Below are 17508 nucleotides of genomic sequence, written 5' to 3'. Positions count from 1 at the left end.
GTTATATTAGTGGTTCAATGATTTTGTTTAGTTTAATTGATTTGTTATTTTGAATTATTTCGTTAAATTATACTGGTTTAGTATTTTGGTTATTATTTGCTTTGCAATGTGTTTATTTTGTGTGATGAGTTTGGAAAAATATTTTTTATCAGTTAAATGCGTTTCGGTTAGTTAATTTTGTTTGAGATAATCCTTTATCAGTAATTATTGGAAAATTAGGAACAGGAAAAACTTTACTTTTAACTTATTTGTCAGAAACAATGAAATTATTAACAGATAAAATTTATAGTAATTATCCATTAGAAGATGACAAAGTTAAAGTTTTGACTTTTAAAAATTTAGATTTTACTGATAGAACAAAACCAGTTCCACCTGACGATAGTTTAATTTTGTTTGATGAGAGTTTTTTGTACATTAATGGTACAAGCCCACATGATGAAAAAGTAACTCATCGTGGTAAAATTCCTTGAATTGTGTTGGCAAGACATTTTGGACATCGTGCTTTATTTACAGCTCAACACGAAGGTATGCTTTGAAACATATTCGCCAATTAGCAAGTGGTATTATTATTCCTATTTCCCTTAAAAAACCTACTGCTAAAAAAGGATTAAATTTTTTTAATCGTTTCTTTATTATGCGAATTGGCATTTTCCAAGATATTGCTGATTATGAAATTTGAAAAACCGAGTCTGTTAAAAAAACTGCTGAGGGTAAACGTGCAAAACATAGATCTGATGTTGGATTAGGAATTAGGTTTTTTAAAATAATTATTCCATTAGAAATCGCTCAAAAGTATGAAAGTAAATGATTATCATTTGTTCGTGATTTAAAAAAAGATGATGTTCCAGTTACTAAAGAGTACTATTGGACTCAACTTAAAGATTTAACAATAAAAGAACGTTTAGATTTATTAGATATTGATATTTTGAAGAAAAATTTAAAACCCAAAAAAGAAAAAGGAAGTGGTAAAGATGATTAATTTATTAACTGAAAATAATAGTAATTGAGACAAAATTTTTAGTTTTATTTTTGATATATTTTTATTTATTTTTGATGTGATTTGAAATACTAAATTGCCAATGACAAATACAACGATTGCTTATTTTATAATCTTTTTTATTGTTATTAAGTTATATATTTATGCTATTCATGGCACAAGAACGCAATATAATGAATTAGGTTCAACTGTTAAAAATAGTACAGCAAAAATATATTCTTCAACAGCTTGTGGTGCTAAAAAAGCCTATAATGCAAATAAAAATGGTCAATGAAAGGAAACAGATTAATGATTAGATTAGTTTTATTGGTTGCGGCAATTGCTATTTTTGGTACTGGTTTTATTACTGTAATTATTAATAAATTAACATCAGCAAAAAATATTATTATGGATTTATATAACTCAGATACTTTTTTACTTTCTTTATTTAGTAAAATGGCAATTTTATTTAGTCATCCGTTAATGTTAACAATATCAAGTTTATATATTGTTGGGTTTATTGTTTTAAAAACATTGTATAGTTAGGAGTTTAGTTTATGGATAATAAAAATGAAAAGAAACAAAAAGAAAATGGTTTATTTATTTCTTGGGTTGATTTAATTTTGTATCTTGTTATAAGTTTTTTGTTAACCCTTATATGTGTATTAGATACAGTTTCAACTATTGATGAATTAAAAGAGAAATATGCCGGTATAAATGGTTATATAATTTATGGTTTATGATTTGATATATTATGGTATATCTTAATAATTCATTATTTTTATGGTTATTTATTTAATCAAATTATCAAATTAATAAAAGAAAATAAAAAAGATAAGGTGGTATAGCATAATGCGTAAGTCATTAACTTTATTTGCCATATCTATTTTAGGTATTTTAGGTTTAGTGATTCCTTTTATCACTTTAACCGCTTTTAAACCTTTAAATCAACAAAATTATAACATTGAACAGCAAGCAACAGGGATTAAAAACTGATTTTATTAATACAATGTTTTTACGTAGTAGCTTTTTTGAAAATTGGTCTGAAACAAATTATTTTATTAACCCAACTTTAAAAACATCACAATCATTAACTTATAATGATAAGTGATATTTAGATTTTTTAAAGGATAGTTATTCAACGGGAATTTCATTTGATAAGCCTAGTGACGAATTTATTTATTTATATAAAAATTGAGATACTTATGCTAAACAATATAATATTAATAAATTTTATGATGTTGATAAAAAACAATTTTTAAAATAATTAACTAATTTTTCTTATTCTTTTGCAAAATATTTTAATACTATTGAAGTTATTAATAAATTAGAAAAAAGTGTTGATAATTTACAACAAGTTAATTTAAAGTTTCAAAATTGAAAAATAGTTGATGTTAGTTCTAAAGAAAAATTAAAAAATGAATTATCAAATTTTAATGATAAATGATATACAGTAATTTGAAAACCAAAAAATATTTATTTCATTGCTAAATTTAATTCGAAATGAGATGTTTTAACTCCTGGTAGTAATATATCTTTTCAAAATTATTATGTTAATTTTGAATATATTAAATCTCTTTATCATTATGATAATAGTACTAATGAACCTGAGTTACCTGAAATTGATAATAATGTTAACCCTATTTTTTGAACTAATAATAATTATCAAAATACGCGCTCTTTTTTATTAAAGTATATTAATGCTATTGTGCAAGAAAATATTATAGTACAGCAAGGTGGTAACCCTGATTATGATGATCCGAATTTGGGCAGTCAAAGAATAATTTTTGATTTTGAAATTATTAATAATTTAGATAAATATAGTACTGGTATTATTTTAACTAAAAAATCAATTTATCGAATGATTTTAACAATTGATGAAAAGAAAAATATTGTTGCAGGTAGTTTAGAGTTAACACATCTTAAACAATGTTGAAATGGTAGTGATTATAATAGTTATCTATATACTGATGATTTAGGGTTTTTATTTTCTTTTATGAAAGAAAAAGAAGATGTTTTTAATTTTAGTGCTGAAACTTATAATTATTACCCGGGTAATACTCATAATACTGGTAAAACAGTTTTTGAACAGATGAAAGATCAAATTGAGATTAATAAATTTTTAAAAGCTTTTTTTGCGCATGCTTTAGTCCCGGTGTTTCAAAATCGTAGTAATTTTATTGAAAGTGGATATATTGACAATTTACAGTATGATACTGTTTTAATTAATTTTTTTGGTTTAAAATTGGTTAATTTTAGAGATGTTTTAATTGATTAAAGTAATACTAATAAAAGTCAGTTTGAAAAGTTGTTAAATAGTATGTTCACGGTTTCCCAAAATTTTTATAAAGATTATTTACGCACCATTTTTGATTTAGAAAATGATACTTATGTGCAAGGATATAATAAAAAATATGGTTTATTAGCTAACAATGGTTTTAAAATTTACCCACGATATTTTTATTTTTCAGATAAATATAATCAATTAAATATTAAATTATATTCTGCATTTAAAAATTGGTTTTATAATACAAATTATGGTAATGTATTTAATTATGATTTTTCAGTTTCAAATGATTATAATATTAATCAAAATGAGGGTTATGTTTTTGAAGGTGCTTTAAAAGATAAATACGGTTTAAAATACAAAAAAATTGAAGAACAAAAAATCGGTTATAATGTTTTTGAATTACAAGCCCAAAAAGAAAATGATATGTATCGTTATTATGATTTCAATTTTGGTATTTATAATTGACAAGAAATAAATAACGGTGGATTATTTCCTGATGGGCAATTATGACAAGCACAATATGAAAGTTGTAGTTGATATAATTTAGCATGTCATATACGAAATGCGGCAATTTGAGTTGTGAATAATATACCTGGTGTAAAAAAAGTCAATGAATTAGCAAGTGGAGTTGGTAAAATTTTTCAAACAATATATAGTTTTTTTAGTCAAACATTTGAGGTATGAAAATTTAGTCCAGCATTATATAACACAATAACAAATATATTTTTATTAATTATATTTATGAAATTTGTTCGATTAATTTAAAAAAGGACTGGTTAGTCCTTTTATTCTTTTCAATCTGTAATTTTACCATTATTATCAATTTCAGGTAACTCAGGTTCATTAGCACTATTATCATAATGATAAAGAGATTTAATATATTCAAAATTAACATAATAATTTTGAAAAGATATATTACCACCAGGAGTTAAAACATCTCATTTCGAATTAAATTTAGCAATGAAATAAATATTTTTTGGTTTTCAAATTACTGTATATCATTTATCATTAAAATTTGATAATTCATTTTTTAATTTTTCTTTAGAACTAACATCAACTATTTTTCAACTACTATTTTCTGGTGGTTGTTCTGGAGTTCAAGATTCATCATGTTTATTGTCTCCACCATTTTCATTATTATCAGGCTTATTACAAGCTGTTAAATTTGCTGACATACTAATCATTCCACATATTCCTAAAATACTTAGTCATTTTTTCATTTTCAACTTATTCCTTCCTTTATTAAAATTACTTGAATGCTATAATTGATTTTATCATATATTAATCATGTATTAAATAATTTTAATATTAAATGGCGTTAACTAATTTGGGTGCAACAGGAAATGAAAAACAAAAAATTGAAACAAGAGTTAATAAGTTTTTTGATGAACAAGGACAAGTTTTTACTGACTTATTATTAACAAAACCAATGCAAGATGATTTAGATTTAACAAAACCAGAATATCAATATAAAAATCGTGATGCAATGTGAAATGGTAAGACCCCAAAATTACAGCTTGCTGATTTATTATTTAAAAAGGATAGTTCTTTAAAATCGCTAGCTGAATTATTTGTTGAATTTGGAAACGAAGTTAATGATTGGTATACAAAGGCAACAACAGAACGACAAGGGATAGCAAATAATGCAATTGGAACATTTTTAACAATTGCAGCACAAAAAGTTACACCAGGATTTAAAGTAGTCTTACAATCGATGGTCAAAATGATGATGATACCAGCGAATGGAGGTTTAGTAACCTTAACAATTAATGATATGAATCAGTTTGTTATTGCCTTATCACAAGGAATTTTAAATAGTGCTGATGCATTAAGAAAAGTTAGTCAAATTTCATGATCTTATCAAAACAATCAAGAACAAAATCAAACCGAAATTGCAAAATTATTAACAGGTAGTGAGGATCCAAGTAAACCAGCCTCTGGTTCATTTATGGACACAGCCCTTACGTGGTTTAATGATGGAACCAAACCAGTTCGTTCATTATTAAATAAATTATATTTTGATCCTAATTCAGAAACGCGTAAGGACTTATTGGCAATTAATAATGCATTATATGATTATACGAATACATTATTATTAGGTGAAAATTGATTTATTAATAATGGGAAGTTCTTAAATGAAAATAATATGCAATATGACCTTGAATATAAGGGAATGGGAGATGCCGATGTTGCGACCAATTTAAATATGCATGAAAAATTATATGTGGCAAAAGACGACATTAAAACATACCAAGATTTAAATGCTGCTTATTTAAAAGTATTAGGAAATAATAATTTATACTGATTTGCGAAGTATGATGGTTTAGGAAATAATTATCAAAAAGTTAATTATAAATATACTATCACTTGGACAAATGTTAACCCTGGTGATGATAGTCATCAATACTGAGTAATTTCTAATATTCAATGATTTACAAAAGATAATGGCGGACAATGAAAACGTTATTATGATGTTGTGCAAAATGATTAAGATAGTGGTATAAGATTAAGCATGAAAAAGACATTGTTAATGAAGCAAGGAATTTTAGGAATAATTAAAGCAAAAGGACAATTTATTTCATTGCTCCTTTTAATTTTTATTTGCTCAATTATCACTTCTTGTTTATTTACAACGGTAACTAGTTTACAAGCAGCGAACCGTCAAATGGGATATGGCAGTTTTGATTATAATTATTCTTTCCATTATTCAGCAATGGAATTTGAAAATTCAAATATGCAAACAATTACGCCAAGTTTTGCATTTGATTCAGAATATGTTCTTGTAGAAAACAATGATAATAAATTAACATATCCAAAAATTACAATTGGACCCGCAAATAGTGATGTTTTTTATGCTTTAACGCCACAAGACATTACGTTTGATAAATTACCTTCTGGAGAAATAACTGCTTTAGGGGTGGCTCTAAAAATTCGGTTATCAGCACCTAATTATCAAAATACATTAATTGCAAAATTACGGGCAATGGACCAGAATGCGTTAGCTTACCAATATTTTGCCGCTTTTAAAACAACTCAAATTTATAAAAACTTTTTAGGAATTATTACTGATTATATTAATAAAGATTTTTTATTAAAGCATCCAACATCAACAACAGCTGAGATTCAAAATGCGATTGCTGTTTTTACTAATGGGCAAGCTGATCAAAATTTGAAAGCGATTAATCGTTGACATTGAAACTTAAAAACAACAAACAATGATTTTCAACATTTTGATATGCCAGATGTTATGGTAACGTTAGGGAAAGACAATAAAACGATTGATGTTGTTAACACAAATACTTTGTTTGATGAAGGCTTACGGGGTAGTTTTTGTGTTGCGTCACGTTATACTGTAACAGATAGTGCTGGTAATGTAGAACGACGAATTCAATATTTAGGCCAATCTCCTTATCAATACATTGATAAATTAAACCAAACTGGAATTAACGAAGGGCGAATGGTTATTGGTGATTTGTTTAATAAGGTTCCTTTTTTTGGAAATTATAGTGAACGAAGTTCGTTTATTAATTTTGTTCAAAATTATTACAAGATGCTAGGAATTGTTAGTAATTTTGCGATTTCAATGCGTCAAGAAGTTACAACGTGAGATATTGTTAATAATTCAAAATATAAGGTTATTGGTTGACATGATCTAATAAAAGATAATCAATTGAAGATCTTTGATAAAGTTTGGTAGTGAGAAGGACCATCGCTTAATGAATCAATATTAAGTAATTCTTATGCTGTTGTTAGTCCAAATTATTTAAAAGTTCAGAATAAGAAGTTACGCGATGATATTAAGATTGGCCAGCAAACTTTTACAGTTGGTGCGACAGGGGGAGACAAGTTAAATATTTATCCAACAATTTATGAAACAGACTTTATTCCTAATTTTAAAACAGATACTTTTGTGTACTTGTCTTCATATGGTATTTCGTTATTATCAGAGGATAATAATAAGGGATTAATTAGTTTAAAAGATAATTCACGTTTTTTTTTAAAAAGTTTAGCTGGTCAACCAGCAGGTAATTTAGCTCTTTTTAAAAAATATTATGCTAACAATCCTAATCAATTAGATGTTTATGCGCAAGGATTACAAATAAGTAATAATCAAAAAGGAACTGATCCTTCAATTGGTACTTTTGAAGCTAAAAATGAAACAAACCAATTAACATGGCGCTATAGTTTATTAGCAAAAACAATTAATGTTTATATTTATATTGGGTTATTTTTCATTATTATCTTTGCGATAACATTATTTGCTGTTTCATATATTATTAAAGAAATGATTAAACGCGAATCATCACAAATTGGAATGTTAAAAGCGGGTGGATATTATCTTCGTGAAATTTCTTTATCTTATTGAAGTATTTTAATGGTTAGTGTTTTAATTGCGGTTCCGACCGGTTGGTTAGTCGGTATCACGCTCCAACTCTTTGTTGTAAAGTTATTTAATTTATTCTTTATTATTAATTGAACCTTTACTTGAAACTGAATGATTCTAATCTTTTTACTGGTGTTTTTTGTTGCTTTTCTATCGTTGGTTACATTTGTTACTTGTTATTTTTCAATTAGTAAAACAGAAGTATTAAGTTTAATTTATCCAACGCGTGAATTAAATGTTGATAATAAGTTAGCACGTTCTATTCGTAGTTTACACTTTAAAACCTTTGTTGGTCGGCTTCCTAATGGTGGTTTTATCAACCTCCTTAAAACAAGCCTTTACTTATTTAGGAATCTTTACTTTAGTGACAGTGACCTTTACTTTAACGGTATCATTATTAGCACCAGTTTATGTCAAAAACTTTAATACAAACTATTATAAAAATATTAAGTATGGTAGTGAGGTTAAATATAGTAATGTCATTAGTAATAGTACATTGTCATATTATAAAACTTATGCATGAAATGGAATTAATAATGTTCCAAACACTGGTGATCCAGTTGACTCTTATTTATATCCAATTAGGGGAATGACACCGTTAGCAAATTACTATAGTATTAATGGCGGTCAAACAATTAAACCATTAAAAGCAGTAAGCCAAGAACCAATGGTAGCTGGAATTTTAAAAGATATGTTGTCATATAATTTTGTTACTTTATCAGAAACTAACTTGTCATTAGGAATTTTTAATTATCTTAATGAACTAGTAAAAAATTCACCAGCTGGTAATAGTGTTCGCGCTTTAATTTCTGAAATTTTATGTACTGTTTTGCCAAAAGCGCTTGGAATTGGGGCGATTCCATATCCACCGTTTCCCGATAAAGGTGATTATGTTGCTTTATGAAATACTTGTTTTAGTAAAGCAACAAATGGAATTATTCCTGCTTCGGTCAAAGAAGATTGAAATAAAAATCCTGATCGAGCAAATCACTTTGCCTTAGGAAATGGGACAATGAGTTATAAAAATGCAACTGATGATCTTTTCACGAGTTTTGATGCAGCATATAATGAAAAAACTTACCAGTTTACGGGATTAATGCTAATACAAAAATGTTAAAATTATCAGCAGATGATCGCGCTGCTTTAACAACTAATAATAGCCAAGTTATCAACGCAATTGCAAATGTGACAGCACTCCAACGATTAAATCTATGGGTTGGACAAGAGATTACTTTAATCCCACAATTATCAACTTTGCAATATAATGTTGGTCCAAATCAGTGAACAGAGTTTAGTAATAATAATACCGCCCTAGTTAACCAAAGCTGGAAATATAACCTTAGTGGTAATTAGGGTTCATGAAATCCAAGTAATTATCAAAGCCTATATTCTCTAGATAAAAGTTATTTTACTTATAATACAAGTGCTAATACGAAGTATTATGCTTCAACAGATCGAAAGAGTGAATATTATAATTTAAAAAATGTTGAATTATGGATTTCATCTAATTTGGCAATGGAACAAATTTGAACGAATAAAGTAATTACGTTGAATAATGGTCAACAACGGAAATTATTGGAAGTATCAACAGGGACTAATAAAATAGTGCGAAAAGAGACAGTTAATAGTCAGGAATATTGAGTTACTAAACCATATGATTTTAACTTTGATAGTTCATATAGTGGTGACTTTGTAAATGGTATTCCAACACCCTGATAACAAGCAGCGGTTGATAATAATTTTATTAAAGTTGCACCATCATTAACAACACTGCCAGTGAAAGTTAAAATTGTAAAAAGTATTGCTACTTATGATAATCCACGCTTATTTGTTAGTATGCAAAATGCAAATAAAATTAATTTATTCCCAACAACAAAATTAAATGGTCAGGCTAATGTAATGCAATGGTATAACGGAAAATATACAACTGAATTACAACCATCTGATCAAATTAATCGTTATGCTTTATCATCAACCAATAGTGATTTATCCTTAAATAACTTTACAACTTCTTATACATCATCTGTCTTGTCGGTAGATTATGTTGGGATTAAATCACAAGTGATGAATCGCGTTATTGTTATTGCTTTATCCGTTGCCCTAATTTTTATTGTTATTATCATTATTGTTTCAGTTATTACAATTTACTTTGCAATTGATCTGTTTATTAAGAAGTTTATTAAGATCATTGCCACAATGAAAGTACAAGGTTATAGCCGGTGAGAAATTAATAATTTAACATTAGGAATTTTTATTCCCCTTGAAATTGTTGGGTGGTTAATTGGTTATTTCATTACATGAGGATTAGCCTGAACAATTGCTCAAAAAGTTCTAATGTTCTTTAACCTCTATGTTCCGATTGGAACGGGGTTAATTACCCTGCCAATTATTTTAGGAGGAATTATTATTTTATATGTTTTCTCATACTTTGTTTCAATGAAAAAAATTAATAAATTAAATATTCAAGAAATTGTGTTAATGGAAAGTTAATTTAATTAGGAAAACTATGCTGCTTGCATAGTTTTTATTTTTGATTGTCATTATTTATTAAACTCTTATTCGTTGCAAAAAGCAAGAAATAAGGTATAGTTAAAAAAGAAGATATTATTTTAAATAATATAATTTATCTTTTAATGAGGGTTTGAAATGTTTAACTTTACAAGAAAACAAAAATGAATTATTAATGGTGGCCTTTTAGTATTGACACTAGTGGCATTGCTTGGTTTATTACTTTATTTTTTAAAATTATTAATTCCCGGCATTGTTTTATTATCAATTGCTGGGATTGGTTTTTTTGTGTTAATTATTGTTTGATTTGTATTTGAAAGATATAATAAGAAAAAAGGGTAAGGAGAAAGATAATAATGACCGAAAATGAAATAATTCGTAAAATTAAAGCAATTAGTATTGATGCTGATCATCGCTTTTCTTTTATTGCAAAATATATTTTACAAAATTTAATTATTATCCCAGACATTACAATTAAAGAAATGGCTGAATATACTTATACGTCAGTTGCAACAATTAACCGCTTTACTAAATTTTTAGAGTTAGACGGGTATAAAGAATTAATTCATATTATTAAATATTTTAATCATAACCTTGCTGGAGAAGAAAGTATTATGGCTGGGGAAAGTAATAATGCTTTAATGTTTAATACTTATCATAATATTATTCGTAGTTTACATGAAACCTTTCGGTTAGGACTAAAACAAAAAGAGACCATTAATAAAGTAATAACTAATTTAAAGACAGCACAGATGATTGTTGTTTTTGCCGTTGGAGGAACTTACAATGTGGCGAAGGATTTTCAGGAAAAACTTCTTCGGGTTGGATTTAATATTATTGCGGTGAATGATTTTCATAATGGTTATTTTTTAGCACAGTAATTAAATGCTGATGATTTAGTTTTTTTGTTTCATATTCTGGTGAAACATTAGATTTAATTAAATTAGCAAAAGTTTGTCAACAAAATCAAACTCCAATTGTTGTTTGTCGTCAATCAAATAATACGTTATCTAATTTAGCTAATTATGAAATTACAATTAGTAGTAATGAATCGATTGAACGTTTAATTTCAACAACAAGTCGTTTTGCTTTGTTATTTGGCTTAGATATTATTTATTTTTCGTTGTTAACAACTGATTTAGAACATTATCGTCATGTTTTAGAACAAACATTGGTGCCTAAATTTTAAAATTTACAAATTTTGAGATTAAATTACAGATGATGGGGTTTGCCTTGTAATTGTAATGCTTTCTTTTATGATATACATATGTATTAAAAATAATGATATTTTTTAATGAGAAAGCGAGGAGAGTAATATGGCAAAAGATCCGAAAAAGACAGCCAAAGATATTGCTGATATTGTCAAATCGGATAATGTTGTTTCATATACAAATTGTTTAACAAGATTACGGCTTAATTTAAAGCCAGGAGCAAATGTTGATTTAGAAAAACTAAAAACAACTCCCAATGTAATGGGAATTTTAACACCTTTACCAACTGAATTACAAATTGTTTTAGGACCAGGATTTGTTGCAAATGTGACACAAGCATTTGGGAAACTAGTTAATGCTGGTAAAACATATTATAACTAAAATGATGGTACTGATCAGTTTGTGACAGCAGTAGAAGCAGCTCAAGCAGTTAAAGGTGAAATGAAAGCAAAGCAAAATTGAGTACAAACTTTTTTTACTAAATTTTCAAAAATCTTTTCACCAATGATTATTGGGTTTATTGGTGCTGGGATTTTATCAGGGATTGCTGGGATTATGCAATCAGAATACGGGGGTGTGATGTCAAATCACGCTCCAGCAACTGCAGCGTTATGAGTGGAACGCGCGGGGTTCGTAAGTTTATGCCAGGGGTTTTAGATACAATTGGAACGCCAACCTTGGTATTATTTGGTCTATTATTTATTAAATATTTTCTTATTAATTCCAATTTCAGGATATTTATATCAAGCTGTAGCATGATTATTTGCTCATCTATATACTAATCCGTTTGGAGCATTTGTTTTAGCAGCGATATTCTTAATAGCGGTTGCCTTTGGTGTTCACCGGGGGTTTATTCCAATTTATGGAATTTTAATTAAAGAAACTGGGGTTAATGGTTTATTCCCAATTTTAGGAATGGCGGGAATGGCCCAAGTTGGAGCTGGAATTGCTTTATGAATTATGGCAACAAAAGGAAGTTTATTACGTCGTCAAATTCAAGGGGCTTTAATCCCCGCAATCTTTGAAATTGGTGAACCAATGATTTACGGGGTAACTTTACCACGAATTTGTCCTTTTGTAACAGCATCGATTGGTGCTGGTTTTGGGGGATTCTTTATTGGTGCTGTTTATATGTGAGGACACGTTACGTTTGGATTAAATGCAATGTTTGGTCCATCAGGAATCTTAGCAACCTTTATGATGACAACTGATACTGGGAATATTCCATTAGCAGTTGGAATTTATTTGGTGGGATCGGTTATTTCCGTTGCCGCTGGATGGATTATTACAATGTTTGGTTATTCCCGAATTGTTAAAGCCGGCGGAAAAGATATGAAAGAACTATACCGCAAAGATGGAAAATATAAACTATATCAAAAAATTTTATGAACATTAGCTTTTATTACTATTATTGGAATTTTTATTTACTGAACAGTATCATATTATCAATTGCCAAAAGAAGAATGTAGTAAAATGGCCCATGTTAAAGTTGAATAAAATTAATATGTAAGGGAGAGATATTATGCAAAAAATTGATTTGTCAAAAATAGACACGGAACAACGAAATACAAATAGCATGGAACTTGATCAAGTTGATACAATGGGCATTTTAACAATCATTAATAATGAAGATGCTAAGATTGCCGCGGCAGTTCAAGCATAATTGCCAACAATTACAAAAGTAATTGATTTAATTTTTACTCGTTTTAATCAAGGCGGAATATTAATTTATATGGGGGCTGGAACATCAGGGCTACTTGGTATTCTTGATGCTTCAGAAATGTTACCAACTTATGGTCTTAAATCTGATCAAATTATTGGCATCATTGCTGGTGGTCATGATGCAATTAGAACCCCATCTGAAGGAGCTGAAGATGATCGTCGGTTAGGAGGTGTTACTGATTTAAAAGCGCTAAATTTGAAACCATTAGATACTGTTGTTGGGATTGGGGCGTCAGGACGAACACCTTATGTTTTAGCTGGTTTAGAATACGCAAAAACAATTGGTGCTTTAGCGGTTGGTTTATGTATGACAAAAAATTCGGAAATGTTAGCGGTTGCTGATGAAGTTATTGCAATTGAAACAGGAGCGGAAGTTGTGACTGGAAGTACAAGAATGAAAGCGGGAACAGCAACGAAATTAGTATGTAATATGATTTCAACAACTATAATGGTTAAATGAGGAAAAGTATATCAAAACTTAATGGTTGATTTAATTGCTACAAATGAAAAACTAAGAGTGCAAACAGCACGAATTGTCAAAGCATTAACAAACGCTAGTGATGATGATGTTGCTAAAGCATTAACTGCAGCAAACTATGCATGTAAAAATGCGATTATTATGATTTTAAAAAATGTTTCTTATGCGGAAAGTGAAACATTATTAAAGGTAATTAATGATAAGTAACAAATATTCTTTAACATCTTAATTTTTAAAATGTTTTTTATTTTTTAAAGAGAAGGAGATATGATGTTGGGGATTTCAATTTATACAAACCAAGGGATTACAGTCGAAAAGAACAAGGAATATTTGCAAAAAGCATCCCAGGCTGGTTTTAAAACTGTATTTTATAGTGGTTATTATTTTGAAAAAGACCATAATGATACTGATTTAAAGGAACTAATTAAATATGCCCGTAAATTGGGGTTATATACAATTTTAGATATTAGTAAACCTTATTTTAGCTATGACTTAGTTAATAATTATGCTCCCGATGAATTACGATTAGATTTTGGGTTTTCAACATCAGAAATTATTAATCTGATTGATAATTTACAATGTGATATTCAACTAAATGGCAGTGATAACCAGTTAGGAGATTTATCAGAAATTATTGAAGCACGAGGGACAAAACGATTAGCAATTTCTTATAATTTTTATCCAAAACCATATACTGGTATGGATATTAGTGAGTTTATTTTTCAAACAAAAATATTGCAGGAATATGATGTTCCAATTTTTGTTTTTCTTGCCACTTTAAAATATCCCCGTGGCCCTTTGTTTCAGGGGTTACCAACAATTGAAAAATTTCGTCAAGTTCCACACCATATGTGCAATTACAATGATATCGTCATTTTGGGGGTTGAAAATTGTATTATTAGTGATACAATGATTAATTATTCTGACTTAAAGTTCTTAGTAGAAATTAATAACAGTCCAGAATTGACCATTATATTAGAATATAATAATTTACCAGAGCAAATTACGGCACTATTAAAAAACAAGGTTTATCATATTTGGAATGATGCTAATAGCCAAGTTTTACGATTTGTGGAAAGCCGTGGGTTACATAACAATAATGCAAATATTAACACATGGAATAATCATAAGTTAGTTGTTCCACGTTATAGTTTATTAATTAATAATTATTTGTATCAGCGTTATAATGGCGAAATTTATTTAACAAAAACAAAACTGTTACTTAATGAAAAAACAAATTTAATAATAAATTTGAAAAAGTAGGGTGTTTTAATTGATTTATTAGAACCTTCTAAAGCACTTAAGTTTATTTAAGATAGAAAGAGACAAAAAAAAAACTAGAGTGCACCCCAAAAAGTAAGTAAAGTAAAAAAAGACTTTGCTAAACTTTTAAAGGAGGTGCATTTTTATATGGCAAGAAAAGGTCAAAAATATAACAAATATACATCAGAATTTAGAACAAAAATCATTGAGGAAATTAAACAAAAAAGTTGTTGAGTAGTAGCAAAACAATATAATCTAAATGCAAATACAGTAGAATCTTGATGAGCAAATCATAAAAAAGGAAAATTAAACAATCATAAAGGACCTAAAATCTCTTTTGGTAAAAGAGATTTAGAATATTATAAAACAAGGTATGAATTATTAAAAAAGCTCCATGACTTTTACAATTAAGCAAACTAAGAATCGTCTCTTTTATTAAACAAAATTGTCATGAATATTCAATAAAATTATTATTAGAAGTAACGGGGTTAAAACGTGGTTATTGAGATAAATATAAAAATTATGACAGTAGCAAAAAAGATAAAGAAGCAATAAATGATATTGTAAAAGTCTATGAAGAAAATTTAAAACAATTTGGATATCGAAGAATTACTAAATATTTAAAAGAAGATTATGATATAAAATATAATTCAAAAAAAGTTTTAAGGATTATGCGTTATAATCAAATACAACCTGAATATGTAAGAAAAATGAGAAGAAAAATGAAATATAAACAGAATAAAGAAAAAAGTTTATTGCAATATCCTGATTTAATTAATCGTAAATTCAATGATATAAAAACAAGGTTTTCAGTGCTATATACTGATGTAACATATTTAATTTGAAAAAGAGAAAAATATTATCAATCAACAATTATTGATGGATATACTAAATAAATAGTTGATGTAAAGTGATCTAAATATAATGACAATAAATTAGTAATAGATAATTTAAATGATGCAATTAATAAAATAAAATTAATAAAAAAAGATCTGAATGGAATAATAATTCATTCAGACCACGGATATCAATATACATCCACTATTTATCACGGTAAATGTGTATCTAAAGGTATTATAATTTCAATGGGGAAAAATTACCACTGTGCAGATAATATTGTTATAGAAAGTTTTCATTCATTACTTAAGAAAGCTACAATCCATAATAAAATATATAATTCACATGAAGAATATATACAAGATGTTATAAAATGAAATACATGATATTCAAATCGTAAAGAAAAAGATATAATAAAAAAATAGTAAATACTTTTTATTAGTACTTACTAAAATGGGTGCACTCTAATTTAACTCTCTTTTTTCTGTCAATTTTATTTTATATGTTCAGTTATTCAACTGGTATTTTTTTATTATTAGAATCAATTGGTGTGATTGCTGTTGATTCTATTTGAAGTTTAGTTCTTTAAAGATATTTAATAAATTTCTTATTAAATAAGTAAGGTCATTTTGGATATAATGTTTGCATTAATTTGTAAACAATTGGATAGAACACGGCACAAATAACAATGTTGCTTGTACCATGAATTGCATCAAAGGTAAGGCCCTTTATTCAGTATGCTAACCCAACACTTCGATCATATAGGATGGTTACTTGAATGGCATATAATATTCCAAACAAATATCCCATTAAACCACAAATAATAATTATTATTCATCACCCTCAGTAAACAAGGGGTTTACAAAGAAACATAATTACACCGTATAAGTTAAAAATAATAAAGTACATAATACTTCAATCAGCCACCCCAAAATAAACCATATTTAAAGCACAAAAGACATTAATAATGCCAAAACCAACTTCAATTATGAAGAAAATAATACTAAACATTAAAATAAAGGTAACAAATTCAATGTTTGGTAAAAAAGCAAAAGCAATTTTTAGCCCTAAATCTAAACCACCAAAAAGAGCGATGACGGTCATTTTTAAGGTTATTTTTAAAGTTGAAGGTCAAATATCTTCTTTCTTAATTTTTTTAATATTTCATCACTTGTTTCTAAGGTTAAATTACGTTGCTAATAACAAAACGAAAGACATTGTCAGTATTTGGTGTTAATCACAGCAAGTCAATCCCAACACCACAAGAATTGTTTGGGCCATGACAATCCTTATGAATATGTTCGGCACTTGGTTGATTATTATCACCACTTTGAATGTCAAAATACTTTACGTTAGGATTTAATTCAATTTGACCAACTCGTTTAACAAAGGTGCCAATTGTGCCAGAAGATAATCCAAAATCAATGGGGTAGTAGTTTATTAAGACATCAGCAAGGCTAGCAACATGTTAAACATTTAAACCTTTTGTAAAATAAAGACTAAAATATTCTTTTTGCCCAAGAACAGTTACTGTATAAGTACCTTGGTAATTATTTTTGTGTCGTTCTTGGTAGTATTTTGGAATATAATAAATGTTTAAAACAATGGCAACTAAAATAATTAACGCTAAGGGAAGATAACGTAAATATTTTTTTCATGAAAAATTTTTCATTTTTAATAATTCCTTTCAAAAATAGTGGTAATAAAAACCCATTCTTGAGGAAAAAATTATTATATTTATGAGAGGTAAACCATTATTTAACGATAATAAATTATTTACTCACAAATATCACAATCCTAGGGATATTTATTTTACTAAGAGTTAACGGCAGGTCTACT

22 protein-coding genes and 6 pseudogenes are annotated in these 17508 nt (G+C 27.7%); 25 read left to right on the top strand and 3 right to left on the bottom strand.

Going from position 1 to position 17508, the window contains the following annotated elements:
• From NL276_RS05085 to NL276_RS01480, 5 genes and pseudogenes are all read left to right on the top strand, one after another.
• Positions 1-979: pseudogene (locus NL276_RS05085) on the top strand (hypothetical protein); the annotation flags it as partial.
• Positions 972-1262 (top strand): annotated as a pseudogene (locus NL276_RS01495) (hypothetical protein); the annotation flags it as partial. The pseudogenes NL276_RS05085 and NL276_RS01495, both read left to right, overlap by 8 nt.
• A gap of 23 nt (positions 1263-1285) precedes the next feature.
• A complete protein-coding gene (locus tag NL276_RS01490; RefSeq protein WP_253301693.1) occupies positions 1286-1522 on the top strand; it encodes a hypothetical protein in 237 nt (78 codons plus the stop codon).
• Positions 1523-1533: 11 nt separating this feature from the next.
• The gene (locus tag NL276_RS01485) at positions 1534-1824 is read left to right on the top strand and encodes a hypothetical protein (RefSeq protein ID WP_253301692.1); all 291 of its coding nucleotides are present in this window, start codon (positions 1534-1536) and stop codon (positions 1822-1824) included.
• A 4-nt stretch (positions 1825-1828) separates the two neighbouring features.
• Positions 1829-4031 (top strand): annotated as a pseudogene (locus tag NL276_RS01480) (spiroplasma phage ORF1-like family protein).
• A gap of 20 nt (positions 4032-4051) precedes the next feature.
• Here NL276_RS01480 and NL276_RS01475 read toward each other — a convergent pair.
• Positions 4052-4486: a spiroplasma phage ORF1-like family protein gene (locus tag NL276_RS01475; RefSeq protein ID WP_253301691.1), complete on the bottom strand. Its 435-nt coding sequence runs from the start codon at positions 4484-4486 to the stop codon at positions 4052-4054.
• 107 nt (positions 4487-4593) lie between these two features.
• Between NL276_RS01475 and NL276_RS01470 the strand changes: the two genes are divergently transcribed.
• From NL276_RS01470 to NL276_RS01380, 19 genes and pseudogenes are all read left to right on the top strand, one after another.
• Positions 4594-5757: a hypothetical protein gene (locus NL276_RS01470; protein ID WP_253301690.1), complete on the top strand. Its 1164-nt coding sequence runs from the start codon at positions 4594-4596 to the stop codon at positions 5755-5757.
• A gap of 39 nt (positions 5758-5796) precedes the next feature.
• Positions 5797-6963: a hypothetical protein gene (locus tag NL276_RS01465; protein WP_253301689.1), complete on the top strand. Its 1167-nt coding sequence runs from the start codon at positions 5797-5799 to the stop codon at positions 6961-6963.
• Positions 6964-7176: 213 nt separating this feature from the next.
• Positions 7177-8076, top strand: a complete 900-nt coding sequence (locus NL276_RS01460; RefSeq protein ID WP_253301688.1) for an FtsX-like permease family protein — start codon at positions 7177-7179, stop codon at positions 8074-8076.
• Positions 8021-8767: a hypothetical protein gene (locus NL276_RS01455; protein WP_253301687.1), complete on the top strand. Its 747-nt coding sequence runs from the start codon at positions 8021-8023 to the stop codon at positions 8765-8767. The genes NL276_RS01460 and NL276_RS01455 overlap by 56 nt, the downstream gene beginning before the upstream one ends.
• Complete coding sequence (locus NL276_RS01450; protein ID WP_253301686.1) at positions 8761-9003, top strand: hypothetical protein; 243 nt, start codon at positions 8761-8763, stop codon at positions 9001-9003. Before NL276_RS01455 ends, NL276_RS01450 begins: the two co-directional genes overlap by 7 nt.
• A gap of 156 nt (positions 9004-9159) precedes the next feature.
• Positions 9160-9369, top strand: a complete 210-nt coding sequence (locus NL276_RS01445) for a hypothetical protein (RefSeq protein ID WP_253301685.1) — start codon at positions 9160-9162, stop codon at positions 9367-9369.
• A 57-nt stretch (positions 9370-9426) separates the two neighbouring features.
• Positions 9427-10140 (top strand): FtsX-like permease family protein, encoded by a 714-nt coding sequence (locus NL276_RS01440; RefSeq protein ID WP_253301684.1) that lies wholly within the window; start codon positions 9427-9429, stop codon positions 10138-10140.
• Between the two features lie 156 nt (positions 10141-10296).
• Complete coding sequence (locus NL276_RS01435; protein WP_253301683.1) at positions 10297-10500, top strand: hypothetical protein; 204 nt, start codon at positions 10297-10299, stop codon at positions 10498-10500.
• A 14-nt stretch (positions 10501-10514) separates the two neighbouring features.
• Positions 10515-11039: a MurR/RpiR family transcriptional regulator gene (locus NL276_RS01430; protein WP_253301682.1), complete on the top strand. Its 525-nt coding sequence runs from the start codon at positions 10515-10517 to the stop codon at positions 11037-11039.
• Positions 11021-11185: pseudogene (locus NL276_RS05080) on the top strand (hypothetical protein); the annotation flags it as partial. The gene NL276_RS01430 and the pseudogene NL276_RS05080, both read left to right, overlap by 19 nt.
• Positions 11186-11474: 289 nt before the next feature.
• Positions 11475-11750, top strand: coding sequence for a PTS sugar transporter subunit IIB (locus NL276_RS01420; protein WP_253301681.1), 276 nt, complete (start codon positions 11475-11477; stop codon positions 11748-11750).
• A 21-nt stretch (positions 11751-11771) separates the two neighbouring features.
• Positions 11772-12026: a hypothetical protein gene (locus NL276_RS01415; RefSeq protein ID WP_253301680.1), complete on the top strand. Its 255-nt coding sequence runs from the start codon at positions 11772-11774 to the stop codon at positions 12024-12026.
• A gap of 30 nt (positions 12027-12056) precedes the next feature.
• Positions 12057-12866: a PTS transporter subunit EIIC gene (locus NL276_RS01410; RefSeq protein ID WP_253301679.1), complete on the top strand. Its 810-nt coding sequence runs from the start codon at positions 12057-12059 to the stop codon at positions 12864-12866.
• A gap of 25 nt (positions 12867-12891) precedes the next feature.
• Positions 12892-13776: pseudogene (gene murQ, locus NL276_RS01400) on the top strand (N-acetylmuramic acid 6-phosphate etherase).
• A 60-nt stretch (positions 13777-13836) separates the two neighbouring features.
• Positions 13837-14832, top strand: a complete 996-nt coding sequence (locus NL276_RS01395) for a MupG family TIM beta-alpha barrel fold protein (protein ID WP_253301676.1) — start codon at positions 13837-13839, stop codon at positions 14830-14832.
• 147 nt (positions 14833-14979) lie between these two features.
• Complete coding sequence (locus NL276_RS01390; protein ID WP_253301010.1) at positions 14980-15243, top strand: transposase family protein; 264 nt, start codon at positions 14980-14982, stop codon at positions 15241-15243.
• Positions 15210-15530, top strand: a pseudogene (locus NL276_RS05075) (IS3 family transposase); the annotation flags it as partial. The gene NL276_RS01390 and the pseudogene NL276_RS05075, both read left to right, overlap by 34 nt.
• Positions 15531-15542: 12 nt before the next feature.
• On the top strand, positions 15543-15728 hold the full coding sequence (locus tag NL276_RS01385; protein WP_253301675.1) for a hypothetical protein: 186 nt from the start codon (positions 15543-15545) through the stop codon (positions 15726-15728).
• A 189-nt stretch (positions 15729-15917) separates the two neighbouring features.
• Positions 15918-16094: a hypothetical protein gene (locus NL276_RS01380; protein WP_253301262.1), complete on the top strand. Its 177-nt coding sequence runs from the start codon at positions 15918-15920 to the stop codon at positions 16092-16094.
• A 160-nt stretch (positions 16095-16254) separates the two neighbouring features.
• Here NL276_RS01380 and NL276_RS01375 read toward each other — a convergent pair whose 3' ends face one another.
• Positions 16255-16773: a hypothetical protein gene (locus tag NL276_RS01375; RefSeq protein ID WP_253301674.1), complete on the bottom strand. Its 519-nt coding sequence runs from the start codon at positions 16771-16773 to the stop codon at positions 16255-16257.
• 89 nt (positions 16774-16862) lie between these two features.
• On the opposite strand from NL276_RS01375, the gene NL276_RS01370 reads away from it, so the two are divergent.
• Positions 16863-17102: a hypothetical protein gene (locus NL276_RS01370; protein WP_253301673.1), complete on the top strand. Its 240-nt coding sequence runs from the start codon at positions 16863-16865 to the stop codon at positions 17100-17102.
• 35 nt (positions 17103-17137) lie between these two features.
• On the opposite strand, the gene NL276_RS01365 is transcribed toward NL276_RS01370, so the two are convergent.
• Complete coding sequence (locus NL276_RS01365; protein ID WP_253301672.1) at positions 17138-17341, bottom strand: hypothetical protein; 204 nt, start codon at positions 17339-17341, stop codon at positions 17138-17140.
• Positions 17342-17508: the final 167 nt, after the last annotated feature.

It is taken from the genome of Spiroplasma endosymbiont of Phyllotreta cruciferae, from assembly GCF_918697755.1.
Note: the sequence above shows the minus strand (reverse complement) of the source record. Positions and strands in the feature narration are given on the sequence as shown.